Annotated in this window: 17 protein-coding genes; all 17 read left to right on the top strand. The window is 40.8% G+C overall.

All coding sequences use genetic code 11. The features are described from left to right. The first annotated feature begins 13 nt into the window (after positions 1 to 13). The 17 genes from rfbB to GGU45_RS11625 all read left to right on the top strand — a co-directional run bounded on the left by rfbB (position 14) and on the right by GGU45_RS11625 (position 19,872). Positions 14 to 1,081: a dTDP-glucose 4,6-dehydratase gene (rfbB, locus tag GGU45_RS11705; protein ID WP_435224917.1), complete on the top strand. Its 1,068-nt coding sequence runs from the start codon at positions 14 to 16 to the stop codon at positions 1,079 to 1,081. Positions 1,082 to 1,195: 114 nt separating this feature from the next. Next, a complete protein-coding gene (locus GGU45_RS11700; protein WP_435224915.1) occupies positions 1,196 to 1,498 on the top strand; it encodes a GxxExxY protein in 303 nt (100 codons plus the stop codon). A gap of 29 nt (positions 1,499 to 1,527) precedes the next feature. Continuing rightward, on the top strand, positions 1,528 to 2,385 hold the full coding sequence (gene rfbA, locus GGU45_RS11695) for a glucose-1-phosphate thymidylyltransferase RfbA (protein ID WP_435224914.1): 858 nt from the start codon (positions 1,528 to 1,530) through the stop codon (positions 2,383 to 2,385). Positions 2,386 to 2,925: 540 nt separating this feature from the next. Further along, positions 2,926 to 3,351 carry a WxcM-like domain-containing protein gene (locus tag GGU45_RS11690; RefSeq protein WP_435224912.1) on the top strand — a complete coding sequence of 142 codons (426 nt, stop codon included), beginning with the start codon at positions 2,926 to 2,928 and terminating at the stop codon, positions 3,349 to 3,351. A gap of 291 nt (positions 3,352 to 3,642) precedes the next feature. Then, positions 3,643 to 4,221, top strand: a complete 579-nt coding sequence (locus tag GGU45_RS11685) for an acyltransferase (RefSeq protein WP_435224911.1) — start codon at positions 3,643 to 3,645, stop codon at positions 4,219 to 4,221. A 4-nt stretch (positions 4,222 to 4,225) separates the two neighbouring features. Then, on the top strand, positions 4,226 to 5,230 hold the full coding sequence (locus tag GGU45_RS11680) for a Gfo/Idh/MocA family protein (protein ID WP_435224909.1): 1,005 nt from the start codon (positions 4,226 to 4,228) through the stop codon (positions 5,228 to 5,230). A 7-nt stretch (positions 5,231 to 5,237) separates the two neighbouring features. Next, positions 5,238 to 5,642 carry a hypothetical protein gene (locus tag GGU45_RS11675; RefSeq protein WP_435224908.1) on the top strand — a complete coding sequence of 135 codons (405 nt, stop codon included), beginning with the start codon at positions 5,238 to 5,240 and terminating at the stop codon, positions 5,640 to 5,642. 37 nt (positions 5,643 to 5,679) lie between these two features. Further along, positions 5,680 to 7,215, top strand: coding sequence for an oligosaccharide flippase family protein (locus GGU45_RS11670; protein ID WP_435224906.1), 1,536 nt, complete (start codon positions 5,680 to 5,682; stop codon positions 7,213 to 7,215). Further along, positions 7,205 to 7,882 (top strand): class I SAM-dependent methyltransferase, encoded by a 678-nt coding sequence (locus GGU45_RS11665; protein ID WP_435224905.1) that lies wholly within the window; start codon positions 7,205 to 7,207, stop codon positions 7,880 to 7,882. The genes GGU45_RS11670 and GGU45_RS11665 overlap by 11 nt, the downstream gene beginning before the upstream one ends. 119 nt (positions 7,883 to 8,001) lie before the next feature. After that, on the top strand, positions 8,002 to 8,961 hold the full coding sequence (locus GGU45_RS11660; protein ID WP_435224903.1) for a glycosyltransferase: 960 nt from the start codon (positions 8,002 to 8,004) through the stop codon (positions 8,959 to 8,961). Positions 8,962 to 8,982: 21 nt separating this feature from the next. Next, a complete protein-coding gene (locus GGU45_RS11655; RefSeq protein ID WP_435224901.1) occupies positions 8,983 to 10,047 on the top strand; it encodes a glycosyltransferase in 1,065 nt (354 codons plus the stop codon). A 166-nt stretch (positions 10,048 to 10,213) separates the two neighbouring features. Then, the gene (locus tag GGU45_RS11650; RefSeq protein ID WP_435224899.1) at positions 10,214 to 11,485 is read left to right on the top strand and encodes a glycosyltransferase family 4 protein; all 1,272 of its coding nucleotides are present in this window, start codon (positions 10,214 to 10,216) and stop codon (positions 11,483 to 11,485) included. Between the two features lie 34 nt (positions 11,486 to 11,519). Continuing rightward, positions 11,520 to 12,593, top strand: a complete 1,074-nt coding sequence (locus GGU45_RS11645; protein ID WP_435224898.1) for a glycosyltransferase — start codon at positions 11,520 to 11,522, stop codon at positions 12,591 to 12,593. Between the two features lie 239 nt (positions 12,594 to 12,832). After that, the gene (gene asnB, locus GGU45_RS11640; protein ID WP_435224896.1) at positions 12,833 to 14,734 is read left to right on the top strand and encodes an asparagine synthase (glutamine-hydrolyzing); all 1,902 of its coding nucleotides are present in this window, start codon (positions 12,833 to 12,835) and stop codon (positions 14,732 to 14,734) included. A 327-nt stretch (positions 14,735 to 15,061) separates the two neighbouring features. Continuing rightward, on the top strand, positions 15,062 to 17,104 hold the full coding sequence (locus tag GGU45_RS11635) for a DUF4838 domain-containing protein (RefSeq protein WP_435224894.1): 2,043 nt from the start codon (positions 15,062 to 15,064) through the stop codon (positions 17,102 to 17,104). Positions 17,105 to 17,330: 226 nt separating this feature from the next. Then, positions 17,331 to 17,864 carry an HAD family hydrolase gene (locus tag GGU45_RS11630; protein WP_435224893.1) on the top strand — a complete coding sequence of 178 codons (534 nt, stop codon included), beginning with the start codon at positions 17,331 to 17,333 and terminating at the stop codon, positions 17,862 to 17,864. A 784-nt stretch (positions 17,865 to 18,648) separates the two neighbouring features. Next, the gene (locus GGU45_RS11625; protein WP_435224891.1) at positions 18,649 to 19,872 is read left to right on the top strand and encodes a glycosyltransferase; all 1,224 of its coding nucleotides are present in this window, start codon (positions 18,649 to 18,651) and stop codon (positions 19,870 to 19,872) included. The last annotated feature ends 2 nt before the right edge of the window (positions 19,873 to 19,874 follow it).

Here is a 19,874-nt window from a genome sequence, read left to right as displayed (position 1 = left end):
CGTCAAACATCTAATGTCTAAAACAATAATCATCACCGGCGGCGCCGGTTTTATAGGATCGCATCTGGTGCGCCTGTTTGTAAACAAATACCCGGAGTACACCATCGTAAACCTGGATGCGTTGACCTATGCGGGTAACCTCGAAAATCTTAAGGATATGGAGGGGCGCCCCAACTATATTTTTGAAAAGGCCAATATTGTAGATGCCGCTGCCGTGCAGGCCCTGTTTCAGAAATACCAGCCGGATGGCGTCATCCACCTGGCAGCAGAAAGCCATGTAGACCGGTCCATTACTTCACCGCTGGATTTTGTATATACCAATGTGGTAGGCACGGTAAACCTGCTCAACGCCGCCAAAGAATTGTGGGGCCCCCTCCCAGCCTCCCCCGCAGGGGGAGGGGCTCGCTTTCACCATGTATCTACCGATGAAGTGTACGGCGCATTGGGCAGCACCGGCTTGTTTACGGAAGACACGAAGTATGATCCCCATTCGCCCTATTCGGCCTCCAAGGCCTCCTCGGATCATTTTGTGTACGCCTATGCAGATACTTACGGGTTGCCGGTTGTATTAACCAATTGCTCCAATAACTACGGGCCCAATCATTTTCCGGAAAAGCTGATCCCGCTGATGATCCATAATATCATCAACAACAAACCCCTGCCGGTGTATGGCGATGGGAATTATACCCGCGACTGGCTTTATGTAATTGACCATGCCCGGGCCATTGATCTTGTATTTCACCAGGGTACTAACGGCGAAAAATACAATGTGGGCGGTTTTAATGAGTGGAAGAATATTGACCTGGTAAAACTTTTGTGCAAGCAAATGGATGAGAAGCTCGGGCATGCGGAAGGCACCAGCGCGCAGCTCATCACCTATGTAAAGGATCGTCCGGGGCACGACCTCCGCTATGCCATTGACGCCACAAAAATCAACCGGGAATTAGGCTGGGCGCCATCGGTTACCTTTGAAGAAGGGCTTTCTAAAACAATTGACTGGTATTTATCCAATACAGAGTGGTTAGAGCATGTAACCAGTGGAGCGTATCAGGAGTATTATGAGCGGCAGTATATGCATTAACCGAATGGAACGAATTGGGCGAATTTATGTCAACCGAGATTTTTTTCAGGGAAGAAAGTTATAAAATTGTGGGTGCTTGTATGAAAGTGCATACTGTTTTGGGCCCCGGGGTTCTTGGAATCTGTTTATTGTGAAGCGCTTGCGAAAGAGTTTGAAAAACAGCAAATACCATTTGAAAAAGAAAAAAGATTAAGCGTGCAATACGAAAATATTGTATTGGATAAAACGTTTAGAGTAGACTTTTTTTGTTACCATGAAATTATGGTTGAGGTGAAAGCCGTTAGTTTTTTACTACCTATAACAGAGCGTCAAACATTGAACTATGTAAAAGCTGCCAACAAAAAATTGGGCATATTAGTCAACTTTGGAGAAGCGTCTCTCAAATATAAACGGATATTAAATCCTGCTTGTTCGTAAAATTCGCACAATTCGTAAAATTTGTATCTATGAAAGGAATCATCTTAGCCGGAGGCTCCGGCACCCGTTTATATCCCATTACAAAAGCGATCAGTAAACAGCTGATGCCGATTTATGATAAGCCGATGATCTATTACCCGCTGTCGGTGTTAATGATGGCGGGCATTCGGGAGGTGCTGATCATTACCACGCCCGAAGATCAGGCCGGCTTCAAACGCCTGCTGGGCGATGGAGCATCCATTGGATGCCGGTTTGAATTTGCGGTGCAGGAGGTTCCCAACGGGCTGGCGCAGGCCTTTGTGATCGGGGCTGATTTTATTGGAGCTGATAAAGTGGCCCTGGTGCTGGGCGATAACATTTTTCATGGAGTGGGTCTGGGCTCGCAGCTCCGTAAGCTTACAGAGGTGGAAGGCGGCTATGTATTTGCCTACCAGGTATCGGACCCGGAGCGGTATGGGGTGGTGGAGTTTGATGAAAACCGGGTAGCCCGGTCAATCGAAGAAAAGCCGGCAGTGCCCAAATCCAACTACGCGGTGCCGGGGCTTTATTTTTACGACAATAGTGTGGTGGATATTGCAAAAAATCTGAAACCCTCGCCCCGCGGAGAGTATGAGATTACGGACGTAAATAAAGAATATTTAAGAAGAGGCCTGCTTCAGGTGGCGGTGCTGGACCGCGGAACAGCCTGGCTGGATACCGGTACCTTTGATTCGCTTACCGATGCCTCCGAGTTTGTACGGGTCATCGAAAAACGGCAGGGACTCAAGATCGGCTGCATTGAGGAGATTGCCTACCGGAACGGTTTTATTGATAAAGCGCAGCTCCTGCAGCTGGCGGGGGAACTGGCTAAGAGCGGCTACGGAGATTATTTGAAGAAGATAAAATAATTTAATAATTTGAAGATTTGAAAATGTGGGAATGTGAATGGTCAATAGTCAATCAATGTCGTTTACTAAAGTCTTGAAACGAAGCGGTGACCCGAAAGAGCTATTTTTTGGAATGAATTTTTCCTTTTAAACGGTGATATTGCTTAGGAAGTTGTCTGCAAGGCAGCAAAAGAAAAAATGAAGTGGAATGGCGGCGGTGACGCCCATTGAGGACTTCAATAATCAGGTAGCACGCGGGCGGAAACGCCAAAGCCTGTAACGCACATTTTTGCGGTCCCGCCGGAAGCTGGAAAGGCAACTACCGTCAAAGAACATCAGGCGGGATTTGCCTTCTTTGCAGACAAGATTTTTTGCCTACTTTTTCATCGACTGGAAAAAGTAGGAAGAAGACTAAAGAAACGGCCCTTTCTTACCAACACAGATTATTTTTAAAAGTACTACACTTCTTGGGTTTCCCTATCTGTAGGTTGGAAATAGCAACCGGGGAACAGACATGCTTAAGGAAACGACATTGGTTTTTAATTTATGATTTGAATCTTAATGAACGTACAATTAATACAGGGAGGCCATCATACAGACCAGCGGGGCACCTTGCTGTATAACAATGGCTTGGATCTGGCGCCGGTAAGGCGGATCTATACCATTGAGCACAGCAGCACCCAACTGATCCGCGGATGGATGGGGCATGAGATCGAAAACCGGTGGTTTACGGTTGTGAGCGGTACGTTCCGGCTAACGGTAAAGCCCGTAACCAATTGGGAGGAGCCGGACCTGGGAGATACCGGAACAGAAACCTTTTTATTAAATGCCAGCAGCCTGGATACACTGCATATTCCCCCGGGGCATATTTTTTGTTTACAGGCCCTGGAGCCGGACTCAAAAATATTGATCATGGCGGATCATCCGGTAGGGACTACCAATGATGAGCACCGGTATCCGGTTCAGAAGGCAAATTTGAAAATTTGAAAATCCCGCGGAGCGGGACAGGTTGTGGGAATGTGAAAATGTGAAAATGAAGGTCTGTTGTTACCCGATGACTTTTCCTCCGATCGGCAATCCACTGGAACAGGAAGGCGAAGGAGTGAATAATCAATGGTCAATAGGCAATGGATCATCGGGCAGGAAACGGATCTGACCTGAAACCTGAAACCTCAAACTTGAAACCTGAAAATGTCTATCGTCTATCATCAAACATCAAACATCTTGCATCTAGTATCTAGTATCTAGCATCTAGTATCTAAATTCTAACGCCCAACAATGTCCCAAGATTATTTCGCACACCCCACCGCCATTATTGATGAGGGTTGTATCATTGGCGCCGGTACAAAAATCTGGCACTTCTCGCATATTATGGCAGGCTGTGTTATTGGTGCGCAGTGCAACCTGGGTCAAAACGTGGTGGTATCGCCCAAAGTGGTGCTGGGCAATAATGTGCGGGTGCAAAACAATGTATCCATTTACGAGGGGGTCATCTGCGAGGACGATGTATTCCTGGGCCCCAGCATGGTATTTACCAATGTGATCAATCCGCGCAGCGCCGTCAGCCGTAAAAATGAATATAAACAGACCTTAGTAAAAAAAGGGGCAACCATTGGGGCCAATGCCACCATTGTATGCGGCAATACAATTGGAGAGTATGCTTTTATTGGTGCCGGCGCCGTGGTTACCAAAGATGTGCCGGCTTATGCATTACTCGTAGGCAATCCCGCCCGCCAAACCGGCTGGATGAGCGAGTACGGGCATAAGCTGAAATTTGATGCCGCCGGCAAAGCCGTTTGCCCGGAGAGCGGTGCGATATACGAGTTCCGAAGCGGTAATTTATATAAAAATTCCTGATCGGGTGACTGGAAAAACAAGATTTGCTGTTGTGGGATATGGTCGCATGGGTAAGAAGCATGTGAGCGTGATTGATGACCATCCGGATTGTGAATTGGCCGCGATTGTCGACACGCATGCACAACAGGGTTTACCCGGCATTCCATTTTATAATGATCTGGATCGTTTTTTAGAGTCATCTGCTGTCGCGGAAACAGACGTAGTAGTCATAGCTACACCCAATGGATTGCACGCCCCCCATGCATTGAAATGTTTGAACGCAAAGAAGCATGTGTTAATCGAAAAGCCAATGGCGTTAAACAGTACAGATGCTGCCGCCATAATAAAGAAGGCAACAGAGGTACAACGGCAGGTATTTGTAATGATGCAGAACCGGTTTAGCCCCGTAAGTGTGTGGCTAAAGGAGCTAGCGGATAGTGGGGTACTGGGGAATATCTACCTGGTGCAGGTAAACTGCTTCTGGAACAGGGATGAACGTTATTATAAAAAGGGCAGCTGGCATGGTACTAAGGATTTAGATGGAGGCGCGCTTTTTACGCAGTTCAGCCATTTTGTCGACCTGTTATATTGGTGTTTTGGCGACATTACCAATATCAGTTCCAACTTCCGGAATTTTGGTCATGAAGGGATGATTGATTTTGAAGATACGGGTATCGCTCATTTTGATTTTGTAAAAGGAGGTGTGGGATGTTTGAGTTATACCACAGCGACATGGGATAAAAACCTGGAAAGCAGTTTTACGGTGATTGCAGAGAATGGGTCGTTGAAGATAGGTGGGCAATATATGGATAAAGTAGATTATTGTCATGTTAAGGATTATTCGGCCCCCAATCCCGATACGCTAGTGACCCACAGTAATCAAACCGCATTCACAGAAACAAGCGTCAATCATCGGAACTTTATCTATGAAATGCTGTATAGCCTGAAAAGTGAGAACCCTATACAGACACTTGCAAATGATGGACAAAAAGTGTTGGGGATGATTGAACGCATGTATTCAGTAATTTGATTTGAAGATGAAAGAACACCCGGACCAGTGGACAGAGGTTATCCGGCCCCAATCGGGTTTGTTGGAGATACCCTTTAAAGAGGTTCGGCGTTACGGGAACCTGCTTGGCCTTCTGGTAAAGAGAGATTTTGTAGCCACGAATAAGCAAGCAATTTTAGGCCCCTTGTGGTTTTTTATACAGTCAATACTTGCAACTGTAATGTTTGTAGTAGTATTTGGTCGTATTGCGGGTGTCAGCGCAGACGGTGTTCCGACCAATCCTATGGCGGTGATTGTAGAAACCTTCCGCTTTAGTTCCCTGGGGGCGGAGCATTCAGCTTGGGAAGGGTGCTCTACATCTTTGCTTTTACCCAGCTCATCTAAAAAGACAGGAAAAAGTTTTATGGACAGTGTGAAGGAGAATGGAAGCTGAGTGTAATGAAAGGAGAAATATTATTTAAAATCGAGAAATGTTGAAAGTAGTACAAAGGATGTTCCAAAATACGACGGTTAAAATGGGACTAATTTTCGCTTCTCGAATGGTTTCTGCACTTTTGGGTATTATTTTGTTGCCAATTTATATTCGATATTTGGGGTCTGAAAGCTATGGATTGGTAGCTTTTTATGCTACATTGGCTGGAACTTTAACAGTTTTGGTGAATGGATTGGGTTCTGCAACCGCACGTGAAATATCTATATTGCATGCAACAGGGGCAGGGGGACGAAAGATGACCAGCCTTCTGTTTAGTTCAGAAATATTACACTGGCTAATTGCACTGGTGTTTGGAGTTTTAATTTTAGCATTTTCAAATCTCATCTCTGTTCACTGGTTGAATGCCAGGAATATTTCGCCGTCAACCCTTAAATATTCAATAATGCTAATGGGGATTTTGTTTACTCTTCAGGTTCCTGCATCTGTTTATGAGGGATCTCTTAACGGAGTTCACAGACAAGGAGAATCCGCAGTTATCAACCTTCTGTTTGCAATCGTAAAATCCGTTGGTGTTATTTTTATTTTAAAATTTATAAAAGCAGACATTATAACTTATTTTTTGTGGCAAGTTATTATAGCTTCTTTGCTAACATTATCCTTGCGAATATTTGCCTATCGTTATATTAATGCCAGTAAGGTGAAAAAGTTTTTTTCGATTGGAATACTAAAGACGGTGAATAAGTTTGCTATGGGAGTAACAGGAATAGCAATTGTTACTTTTTTCATAAACCAGATTGACAAAGTTATCGTTTCTAAATTTTTGTCACTTGAGGTTGTTGGTTATTACAATATTGCCTTCCTTCTTGCGAGTGTTTTGACTATGTTGATAACACCTATTCAAACTATTGTTTTTCCTAAATTTAACGCTTTAGAGGCTCGACATAAAAGCGGTGATTTAAGAAGATTGTACTATAAGACAAGTAAGTGGGTGACCATATTAGTATTGCCAGTTGGTTGCATCCTCATTGCTTTTTCTAATGATCTTTTGTGGTTATGGACTAAAAACGTAAAACTTGTTGAAGAAACTTCACCAATATTGAAAATAGTTGCAGGAGGCACAATCATAAACTCGATTTGTTCGATCTATTATTTTTATACGCTTGCAAAGGGTAATACAAGATTTGGATTTTATCAGAATTTATTTAGTGTATTTCTCATTTTGCCACTTGCCGTTATTCTGACTAAGAACTATGGTGCAATCGGTGCCAGCTTTTGCTGGTTGATTTATAATTCTTTGTTATTACTTATTTCCTTACCATTGTTTCATTACTTTTATTTGAAGAATCAGGTATTCTTTTGGGTAAAGGAAACCCTTATATATCCTGCTTCCCTTTGTTTCCTTTTATTCTTTGGCAGCAAATTTTTATTGAATATATATTATCCCCATTTAGGTATTTTAAAATTGGCGGCATTAATATTTATGTTAGTATGCCTCTATTTTTTGACAATAAGTGAAACTAGAAATTTGATTTTCAAACATCTAAAAAAAAACATCAAATACAGTGAAAGATAAATTTGAGAATTTAAGCGCCGACTATACCGAAAAATCATTTTCCTATTATGGTATAAATAGAAAAGAAATGATTCAATTTATTCCTAAAGAGTTAAACACGTTTTTGGATGTAGGCTGCGGCGAAGGAGCATTTGGGGCACTACTAAAAAAAGTATTCTCAAAATCAAAGATATACGGAATTGAGCCACATTTTAATTCAATGCTGAAAGCCAAGGAAGTGATGGATACGGTAATACATTCATCATTTAATGAAGCAGCGATTAGCCAAGTTCAGGAAAAAATTGATTGTGTCATATTTAACGATGTATTGGAGCATCTTACGGACCCAAAAGAAGCTTTGATTTTGTCAAAGGCCATTCTTTCAAAAGAGGGATTCGTATTAGCTTCAATTCCAAATATTTTATATTTTCCTGTGTTTTTTAACGAAATTATTGCCAAGCAGGATTGGAAATACGCAAACGCTGGAATACTGGATAAGACACATCTAAGATTCTTTACTAAAAAAAGCATCGAAAGGTTATTTGAATCTGCGGGATATGAAATCGTGAAAATTCAAGGTATAAATATGGGATTAACAAGATTATACCGGGTATTAAATTTTTTCTTACTAAATAAGATTCATAATTGGCGTTATTTACAGTTCGCGGTATTGGCAAAACAAAAATAATTGTAACCCTTTTTCTCATTAATTGAGAAAAGCTCAACAACAAGTGATCGGGAAAATGTGTTGCGAATAGCTATTTTGAAATGAGATTTGATTATTAAATGCAGAATATAAAACACAATGTGTCTTCGGAGCTTGTTTCGGTTATCATTCCAAACTACAATCACGAGAAGTTTTTGAAGCAGAGAATTGAAACTGTTCTGAACCAAACATATGAAAATATTGAAGTAATATTACTTGATGATAATTCTTCTGATGGTAGCAGAAGAATTATTGAATCGTACAGAGCGGACCCCAAAATTTCGAATATCATAATTAATAAGACGAATAGCGGTTCGGTATTCAAACAATGGGAGAAAGGAATTGGCATTGCAAAAGGTTGCTACATTTGGATTGCAGAAAGTGATGATTCGGCCGATAAAAATTTTTTAGAAGAACTCGTTGCGGTACATAGGCAGAACAAAAATATTGGGATTGCATATTGTAATTCTTATACGATTGATGGTTACGGTGCAATTTCCGATATTACTATTGGGGAAAACAATAACATTGCTATGAAAACGAGTGTATGGAAGAGCTCCTTCTTCATGAATGGAGAAAGCTTTTTAGAAGATTATTTGTCGCGATGTTGTTGTATAAATAATGTGAGTGCGGTCTTGTTTGAGGCTCGGGCCTTAAAAGAAAGCATAGTAAATATAGGGGAATATCGGTTTGCCGGAGATTGGGCAGTTTATACGAATATTTTGCTGTCTAAAAATATTTATTATTTAAATAGCCCATTGTCTTTTTATAGAAATCATCAAAAAAATACGTCAAAAAAGTCTGAAATTGATAATATAATATATTTTGAAAGATTTGAGATAATTTCTTTGTATTTTAATTGGTTTTTAAGAAGGGGAAAAAGCTTGAATAAGTATGCAAATTCAATTAAGTCTCAGATTTTACCTGTTGTTGTAGCAAAGGAAAAAAGAATCACTATAATCAAAAGATATTGGGAGATAAATTCAAAATTAACAGCCTTGTTGATACTAAGACTGCCGGGTGTTTTTATAAACTTGCTAATAACACGCATTAAAAAATGAGATTTCTAAATTTTTTATGAGATGACCAAAGTAATTTATTTGCATGCTAAAAATTACCATCCTACACATGGTGCTTATGCAAAAGCGGTAAATGCGGATTTTCTTCAGTTTGATAAGTATTGCCGGCATGATAATGTTACAGTAAGATTTAGATTATTGAGAAAATATCTGTCGTATCTGCTTCTGATTATTCGGTTTGACTATAAGAAGTATGGGGTCATCCTAACAGACGAGCCGAATATTATTCCCTGTATTATTAAACGATTATCTCTAAATAGAATAAAACTTGTTGCTACACAGGCTTCTAATTCACCGTACTATTATTTTCAGAATAGGATATCCAATTATAGCAAAATGCTGTTCCGATATGCTGCCCGGCAATATGATGTAATAATATGTATTGGCGATGTTCAATTAAGGGAAATGAAAAGAATTATCGGCAATGATAAAAATCTGTATTGTACATTTAATGGAGTTGCAGACGACCGTTATAGACGATATAGCACTTTTCAGTATAATCCTTATAGCACAGTCGTTTTTTCACTATGCAATTTGTTTGACCGGCGAATTTTTGAGAATAAAGGGGTAGACATAATGCTGAAAGTGATGCAGAAATTACAAGTAAACTGGAGTCTTAAATATGACTATGTGGGAAGGTCATCCGAAGCGCACAGGAGCGAATTTCTAAAGAAGTATCAATTGCAAGATATGCAGGGAGTATTTGTAGGAGAGCAATCAGATCCCTCAGCGTGGTTTGCAAAAAGTCTGATGCTGCTGCATTTGTCGAGAATAGATGCTTTTGCTGTGGCGGTTTGTGAATCGTTTGCAGCAGGGATGCCAGTATTTATAACAGACGATATTGGCTCGCGGATGATGTTCGATACTATGGCGAATAAAGATGATTATATTATTCGACCGGGTCAGGTTGATGAAGCCGTTGAAAAAATAACGAGGTTTTTGGAATTAAGTCCAAAGGAGAAACTGCGTGAATCGGAAAAGTTTAGAGAGATATCAAAAATGTTTACCGAGGAAAAGGCCTGTAATTCTTATAAAAAGATTTTTTTTGGTGCTTTAAATAAAAGTTAGTTAACAAGGTTTTTTTATTTTAAAAAATACAAAAACGTATTGTAATTCTTTATGGTTGTATGTTTCCAACTTTAAAAATTAATTTTGTGTGCACTGATACTTTGTTGTACTGGGAATGTTTGCTTAAATATATGGAATTTACAGCGCAATTAATGAAGTTGAATATATGAAAGTTACAATTTGCGCCTATGATGCATACAGAAACCTTGATGGACCAACCATTTGGCTAAAAAGGCTGGCCCTTTTTCTAAAAGAAAGAAAGGTTGAATGCAGAATTATTTTTTTTGTCAACCGGGGCGACAGAACGCCGTTGTTTGATTTTTTTTTGGAAAATGATTTCGCTTGCACGAAAATTTATTGGGATTTATTTTTAGAAGAAAAAATCCAGGCCGTTTATGAGGATATAAAAATGTATCCCCCTGATGTGTTTATCCCGCAGTATTTTGTTGAGTCGTGCGAGGTTGCGCGTGGCATTAGCCCTTTGGGTATACCTTCCTTAATGATCATTCATAATGATAATGCATACCACTATGACTTAGTTGATGAATTTTTGAACAATAGATCTTTCCCATTTATTGACACGGTTGCCGCTGTTTCTAAATCCATTGAAGAGGTATTGTTGAACAAGAAGCTGAACCACGTTAATATAAGATATTTGACTTATGGAGCGCCGATACCGAAAGCTGTTAAAAACATTGAGCGTAATGATAAATTTAGAATTATATTCACTGGCAGATTTAATGAAGAGCAGAAACGCGTTTCCTTGGTAGCGAAAATGCTTTGCAAGCTTGTTAATGAAATACCTGATGCCGAAGCATACATGTATGGAGATGGGGAATCGCTTCCGGATGTGCTAAAGATAATTGAAACAGAGGGGAAAGGTGCGCCTGTATATTACGGAGGGCTATTGACAAACGATAGAATCCAGGAGGAGTTTTTAAAGAGCCATGTTTATATTTTATTGTCTAACTATGAAGGGCTTCCGGTTTCATTGGTAGAAGCTATGGCAGCAGGTGTTGTTCCTGTTTGTAGCAATATGCGAAGTGGAATTAATCAGGTTATTGTAAATGAACAAAACGGGTTTGTTTTGAATGATGCCGAAACGGAGCTTGTAAGAGTAATTGAAAAATTGAAGTCAGATCCGCAGCTCTGGAGTCGTTGTTCAACTGATGCAAGGTCAACGATAATGGAAATGTATTCGGTAGAGGTGTGTAATGACAAATGGCTGGACTTAATTAAGGAATTAGCCGGGAAAAACAGCTGCAAAGGCAATTTGATAGTACCGGACATCAGTGAGTTGGCGAATAGGACCTATTCAAAAACCTTGACTTTTTCACATACCCGCATAAGCAGAAGCCGTATTAAGAATAAACTCTATCGGGTGAAAAAGGTTTTAGGTTTTGTAAGGCGCAGGATAAAACTTGGGTTTCTTCGATAACGAAACTGATAAATGAGGGAAAATAACAAAGGGGATGCGTAAGATTATTCATGTTATAGAAACCCTGGGCGTGGGTGGTGCAGAAACATTGCTGGTAAATACGGTTAATGCTTTGGAAGGGGTTGAGCAAATAGTGCTCTTTTTAACGTTTCCGGATACATTGCAAGATGCATTTAAAAAGGAGGTTTCTATAATTTGTCTTAATCATAAAAAAGGAATTAGAAGCCTGTGCACTATTGGTAAAATCAGAAATATTGTGCGAAGGGAGCGACCTGATATTGTGCATGCTCATCTGCTGGGGCCGATGCTGTATTGCCGGTTGGCTTTGCCCAAAGGTATAAAGCTGGTTTCCACAATACATTCAATTTTGTCAATTGATGCTTATCGGCACAATCCCTCTATGCGGCGATTAGATAGACTGCTCCATAAAAAAGGTGAGGTAATTATTGGAGTTTCTAAATCGGTACTTGATGATTATGATCATGAAGTTGGGATAAAGGGAGGATCGGCCGTTTTGTATAATTTCGTGAGCGAGGCGTTTTTTGAAGTTCAATGGAATCCTCGCAAAGCCATTGAGTACCCAATAAAGCTAGTTGCAATTGGTAATTTAAGAGCGGCAAAGAACCATCGTTTTTTACTTGATTCATTTGCCAAATTGCCTAAAGGGAAATTTTCATTAGATATCTATGGTGAAGGCCCTTTAAAAGAGGCCCTTCAACGTATTATTGATAAAGAGGAGCTTAATGTTTGTCTTAAAGGAAGCGTCAATGCTGTAGAAAAGGTGTTGTTGAACTATGATGCTTATGTAATGAGTTCAACATTGGAGGGACATAGCATCGCGGTGGCAGAAGCAATGGCAGTAGGGATACCGATGATTTTATCAAAGATCCCAACGTTGGTAGAAGGTTCATTTGGATATGCGAGTTTTTTCGATCTGGACGATTCCCTTAGCTTAACAAAGCTTTTATTAGATTTTGAAGATATATATGAGGATATGAAAAAAAATGCGGCACAAGCAAAAGAGATCGCTTTTATAAATTATCAGAAGGGTGCTTATGTCAAGAAACTGCTGGGCGTCTATACTGATGCTTTAAAAACTGCAAAATAACTACTTCGGTCATACTTATTGATATAGAATAGATTTGAATTTTGAAAGTGAGTTGTTCATAGCGTGAAGAAATGCATTTTAATAACCAGCCGGGTTGGTTTGTCAAGTTCTCTTCTTTGTGATAAGTTTGTACATGAGAATTCTGGGATGACCCGAATGGATAATCTAATCACGGGTCTGAAGATTCTGACACATCTGTTTCTTCCTTCCGATTTTGAATTCTAAATTTATAATTTCCAGTGTGTGGTATTACCGGCTTTGCCGATTTCAATCATAAAAGTTCTGTTGGAGTTCTTCGGCAAATGGCTGCATCCATACCCCACCGGGGGCCGGATGGACAGGCGGAATACTTCGATCAGCAGGGTACTTTTCAACTAGGATTGGGTCATCGGCGCCTGTCGGTCATTGACCTGAGCCATGCGGCAGATCAGCCAATGTGCTATGAAGATCTTGTAATAGTTTTCAACGGCGAGATCTATAATTACAAAGAGATAAAAAAAGAACTGGAAGAAAAGGGACACCGGTTTATCACTTCTTCAGATACCGAAGTGATCCTGCATAGCTGGAAGGAGTGGGGCCCCCGGGCTATTCATAAATGGCACGGAATGTTTGCCATCGTCCTCTATGATAAAGCAAAGCAGGAGCTGATTGGGATCCGTGACCGCGCAGGCGTAAAACCGTTCTATTATTCCTTTCATAAAGGATTGTTGCTGTTTGGATCAGAATTGAAAACATTAATGGCGCATCCCGGATTCAAAAAGGAGTTAGATCAAAACGCGATAGCTTCCTTTCTTCAATATGGGTATGTGCCGGCCCCTTATGCCGTTTTTAAAGACACCTTTAAAATTCCGCCGGGCCATCTGCTGCGCTTTGACCTGAAAACAAAGACGCTCACAACGGAGCAATACTGGAACGTTTACGAATATTATAATAAGCCCAAACTCAGGATTAGTTTGTCCGATGCCATCGAAGAAACGGAGCGGATCCTGGAAAAGGCATTTCAATACCGCATGGTGGCCGATGTACCGGTGGGGGTATTTCTGAGCGGAGGGTTTGATAGTAGTTGTGTTACAGCCCTGCTTCAAAAAAATAGTGCTGCAAAAATAAAAACCTTTACCATCGGCACAACGGATCATCAGATGGATGAAGCGCCTTTTGCAAAACAAATTGCAGAACGCCTTGGAACCGATCATACGGAGTATTATTGCACAGAAAAAGAAGCATTGGCAATCATACCCGAGCTGCCGTTTTATTACGATGAGCCCTTTGCCGATAGTAGCGCTATTCCCACGATCCTTGTGAGCCGGTTGGCTCGTGAACAGGTGACAGTGGCGCTTTCGGCGGATGCGGGTGACGAGATTTTTGCAGGCTATACCCGATATGACTATATCAGCCGTTATCTTAACAAGGCAAACCGCATCCCGGCTCCATTGCGTAAGCTGCTGGCTGGCGGAATGAGCCGGTTGAAGCCGGAGAGAATCCCATTATTGAAAAGTCGTCCGGAGCTTTTTGGTCCGTATGATAAGTTACGCAACCTGCTTGGGGATCCCTCACCTGCGGTGTTGCTGAAAAACCTGAGTATCGCCTATACAGAACAGGATACGCACCAACTGTTCCTTCACAAACCAGCGGGGCTTGTAACCGGTCATAACAGTACGGAACTGCAGGCCGGTAAAGATGATGCGCTGTCCTTTATGATGGCGGTAGACTACCAAACCTATCTGGCAGACGATATCCTTCAAAAAGTAGACCGGGCTTCCATGAGCACCAGTCTTGAGGGACGGGAGCCATTCCTGGATCAGGACATCATTGAATTTGCGGCGCAACTGCCTTCTGAATACAAGTATCACAACGGCATAAAAAAGCATATCCTAAAAGAAATCGTATACAAATACCTGCCCCGGGAGCTGATGGATCGCCCCAAGGCGGGGTTTGGCATCCCCATTACAGACTGGTTGTTGGGAATATTGAGGCCATTGGTGGAGGAATACTTTGACCCGGTGTTTTTAAAAAAGCAAGGACTGTTTCATGTCTTGGCCGTGGAGCGGTTAAAAGATCAGTTCTATGCCGGAAGAAAAGACCTGCATTTAAGGATATGGTATCTGCTGATGTTTCAGATGTGGTATAAAAAATGGATGTAAACGGTGCTCTTGTATTCCTGCAATAAAAATATGATCCGTAAAATTTGCATTCTTGGTTTGTTGTTTTTACTGTTGTTCCCGTATTCCGGCTACGGCCAAACAACTTTTAGAAAAACGGTGATTCAATTCCGGGAAGGGGAGAACGTTGCAATTAAAGATCTCCGGGCCGCCTTGAATGGATACAACGCCGGTTCAATTCGCATTGAAAAGGTTTCTTTAGACGAAAGGACCGGGCAAGCGTTTTATCTGTCTATAAATAAAACGGAGACAACTATAAAATATACAACGCAGAACAGCCTAGAAAATGCGGTATATACTTTCCTGGATTTGACGGGCTTTCATTGGTATGGCCCTGGCAATAACTGGTTTATTAAACCCGCTACCTTAAAATTGCCGGAGGTTCCCGGAAAATGGATGGAACCCAGTTTCAGAAATCGTTCATTTTTTGGAACAGGTGGGCTGGATTTTGGAACCATACAGCCATACGATCCCGGGAATTTATACCAGCAGAAATGGTACGACTGGAAGCGGCGTAACCGGTTCAATGCAGATTTTAGGAACCAGGGACATACAGGCCAGGCCTTTTATCTTGCCAACAAGGATTTGCTGGATGCACATCCTGAATGGTTCTCAGGCGAAAGCGGGAAACTGAACGGGCGTATCCGTATCGATCAGCCGGCCGCAGTGCGTGCTTATAAGGACTGGATAAGGAAAATATACAATGCCGCCACGGGTGAGTTTATTGCGCTGGGTGTTGAGCCTGAAGACGGCAGGGGCGGGGCAGACGACCCTTTACCCGCAAGAATGCCGGCGGTTAAAAATCATGCCGATAAATGGTGGTGGTTGGCTAATGAGGTGGCACGCGATTATCCTGAAAACGATAAACATATTGTAATTACAGCATTGGCATACGGAGATGGCCGGTATAATGCGTTGGCGCCTTCATTTCCGCTACGGAAAAATGTGTACCCGATAATCATCCCTTATGCATTTCAACAAGCCTACCAGCCAGATGAAATGGTAAAAGTGTGGGCAAAACGTGTCAATGGACGTTTAGGAATTTATGATTATTGGAATATTACAGAGTGGAGCCGCGGTATGCCCCAGTTCAATATTTATACAATACAGCCAAAGTTACAGTTCTGGAACAAAAATAAAATAGACGGAGTGAACCTGGAAACTACAGACGCCGCAGGTCCTGTAGGACATGTGCTTTGGCTGGCTGGTCAATTACAATGGGATGTAAATAAAAATTTTGAACAGCTCTACGATCAATACCTGGATGATTGTTTTGGAAAAGCGGGCCCTGCTATGAGAAATATGTTTGATCGATGGAGTAAAAATTACCAGGATGCCGGAGAAGTAAGCCTTAGCCTGAACGATTTGAAATATGCATCTGAAAAAGTGGCGAAGGAAAGTCCTGAAGCCAATCGCATTCTGGAAATGAAGGCGTATGTGCATTTTATGAAATTGTATTATGAGCATGATGGTACGCAGGAAAGTAAGAATAGGTTGTTTAATTATTTATATCGTATCCACCATCTAATGTTGGTTCAAACGGCAGCTTTTGTCGGGCAGAATTATATTTTGCCCCTGGATAAGGGAAATATTGTCCCTGATGGTAAAAATATTAAGCCCGTTACGCATGATGAGATAGAAAGACAGTTTAAGAAAGATCTCCAGGTTGCCCGCCCGGTTTATCAGCTTAGCGCCTTTAATTTTGATCTTGACAAAGTTAAATACGTTGAACCAATAGTAAATACGGTTTGGCGATTTGGCGGCTACCAATGTGTCTTTTACTTCAAAGCGCCATTGTCCGGGAAGATCAGCATAGATGTTGGAGCGGAAACTGAAACTCCATTTGTTTTTTCAGATGAGGACCAGGTATTGATCAGAGAAGATGTTGGAAAGTCGAATAAAGACTACACAGAAACAATAATGGGAAGAAGCTGGGGCATGAAAAAATTTCAGATCCCTGTTGAGAAAGGAAAACGCTACCGCCTGCAAACAAGTTATGGTTTTGCCAGGGTTAAAATGAACACGCCTGGTATCGTACTGTTTAAAAATCCCGGGGCAGAAGATTTCGACAATTACGCTTATCCGGTTCAGTACTTTTATGTACCCAAATCTGCTACAGAAATTATTTACTATGACGCTTTCCCGGGTGGTCAGAATGAAGGCGGATTTTTGGCAGCGCCCGATGGGAAACATATACAAAGAGAACCAACTGGAGATAAAAATACTTATCGTGTTCCGGTACAACCAGCATATAGAGGCAAACTTTGGACCGCAAACTTTGGACATCCTTCCTGGAAGTTTAAAAACATTCCCAATATTACAAGTCTTCAGAAATTTGAGTATCATGAATGATAAACACATGCTGAAGATGAATTAACGATGCGTTGCCCAATAGGGCATAGGACTACGTTTTTGAAGAAAATTATAAAGATTTTAAATGGTTAGGAAGATAATCGTATCGGATATTTGCAATACACTGTATGACTCTAATACAACATTTGATTTTGTCAACTATTGTATCAGGAACGGCTTTTTTAAAAGAAAGCAACGGTTACTTTACTATATGTGTACCCATAAAATGTCGCCTGCTTTTTGGTGCCTGGCTGGTATTCATAAATTCTTTAAGAGAGACCTGATAAAACCAATTGCCATTTTGCTATTTCGGAATAGATCAGAGGATGAGGTGCAGGATTGGGCTGAAAAGTTCTATAATAATTATCTATCAGCAAGGAAGATCGAAAGTACCAATAGCATTCTATTAAACAACCATGATTATGATTTAGTCCTGGCTTCAGCTACCATTGATCCGGTAGCAAAGGTGATTGCCGGCGACTTAAAACCGTTTTGTTATTTTGCAACTAAATTAGAGCGTAAAAATGGGATTTATACCGGGCGCATTCAACGTGAAATATCGGGAAGAAAGCCTGAGGTAATTAATGAATTCTTCAATGGCATGGTTTCGATAGAAACGGCGATGTCCGACAATCATTCAGATTATAATTTATTGCATAGTGCATGCAAAAAAATTGCTGTTTGTTATACCGGAAAGGACGAGAATTTTTGGTCAAAAATGAAAGGAGTTCAAATAATTAAGATATTAAAGAGCGAATGAGGAAACTAATATACTTCTTACCATTTGGATATTTTTTAAGAACCCGTTTGAATAACTTGCAGGCGGTTTTATTTCATTTCTATGCAGAATATTTATTGAACATTCTGCTATTGGTTTTTTATGGAAGAACTTTGCAGGAGGCAATTGCCGATTTTATCTGCGCTTATGTGGCATTTATTTCAATTTACGAGATCGGATACATCTATAATGATTTAATTGCAACAAAGTTCGAAAAAGCTCCCAAGAAGCGATTGGGTAATTACAAACCCTCTAATACGGTGCTGTTCGTATGGGTTGTAACGCGGATTATTGCTTTTTTAGTTGCAACGTTTTATTTGGGAATGCAATACCGGCAAGAATGGTGGTTGTTTTATTTGGCGCTTGTTGCTATATATACCCTTCACAATTTATTGTCGGAGGAGTATAAGCGTGTGTTTAGTTTTTTTTCACTGGCGACTATACGTTTTTACGCGCCTGTGTTCATTTTTATAACGCCCGGGCAACTGCAGCAGTCATTGCCCGCAGTTTTGGTCCATTATGTTTTTTTTCGGACGGTTACCTATATGGATGGTAAGCAAATTTTAATTGTAAGCAACAGGGCCACCTTTTCGTTTAAATTTAACTATTATTTGCTTTTTATTCCTTTGTCTGTTTTGTTTTCTTTTCTGACCGCTACATACGAAATGGTATATATAAATATGTATTTCTTGATTTTTTGGGGAGGATTGCTTTTGCTGTCCCGGAATAACTTGCTTTCGGTAAATAGTATAAACAGAAAATAAATATGGCAAAATCACTTTTTATTTCTTATGATGGTTTAACGGATACGCTTGGACAGTCACAGATATTGCCATATATGACCGGCCTTAGTAAAATAGGTCATCAGGTTACCATACTCAGTTGTGAAAAGAGGGATAAATACAATGAGTTAAAAGATCATATTGAAGCGATTTGCAAAAAAAACAATATTCGATGGGTCCCCATTTTTTTTCACTCCAAACCCAGGATAATAGCCAAGTACTATGATCTTTATAATCTTGAGGCGATGGCAGTGAAATTGTATAAGAAAGAGAAATTCGATATTATTCACAGTAGAAGCTATTTGCCCGGACTCATTGGGAGAAGATTGAAAAAAAAGTTTGGAGTTCGGTTCCTGTTTGATATGCGGAGTTTTTGGGTAGATGAGCGTGTTGATGGAGGATTGTGGAATGTTCAAAAGCAATTGTACAAGTATGCCTATAGACGTTGGAAGGGAAAAGAATCACAGATGATTGCAGATGCGGATCATATTGTTAGCCTGACAGAATCGGCAAAATTGGAGATGAAGCGATGGCAATCCTATCGAAACACCCCCATTTCAGTAATACCCTGTTCGGCAGATTTATCTCTGTTTAGCCCGGTGACCAATACAGAAAGGAATACGGCAAGGAAAATGCTCGAAATCGGGAATGACGTGTTTGTTGTAAGTTATTTGGGATCTCTGGGCACCTGGTATTTGATTGATGAGATGTTTATGTTCTTTGGTGTATTGAAAGAGTATCTCCCTGAATCGAGGTTTGTATTTATTACACCATCTGACCCCGCAATTATTGAAGAGAAAATTCTTGAATTTGGGCTTTCAAAGAGCGATTTTGTTATTAGGTTTGCTCAGAGAAGATCGGTTCCTGTATTAATGAAGGCTTCGGATATTAGTCTCAGTTTTATAAAACCATCCTATTCAAAAATTGCAAGTTCCCCAACCAAGCTTGGAGAGGTATTGGCAATGAATATTCCTGCAATTTGCAATGACATTGGTGATGTCGGAAATATTTTGCAAAATACGAATGGGGGGTATTTGATTGATGAGTTCTCAAACAGTGCATTCAGGAAGGCAGCAGTATATTGTTTGGACCTGCATACTGCCGGTCAGCCAGGGATTAACAGGCCTGCGGTGATTAACTACTATGATTTGGAAAATGCGCTTAATTCTTATGCATCGATTTATGAATCCCTGGTTGAAATTCAATAGTC

The organism is Niabella hirudinis (assembly GCF_051201075.1).
In the GTDB taxonomy this organism is placed as follows: Bacteria; Bacteroidota; Bacteroidia; order Chitinophagales; family Chitinophagaceae; genus Niabella; species Niabella hirudinis.
The sequence above is the reverse complement of the archived record's forward strand: the minus strand, read 5'-3'. Positions and strand labels throughout refer to the sequence as shown.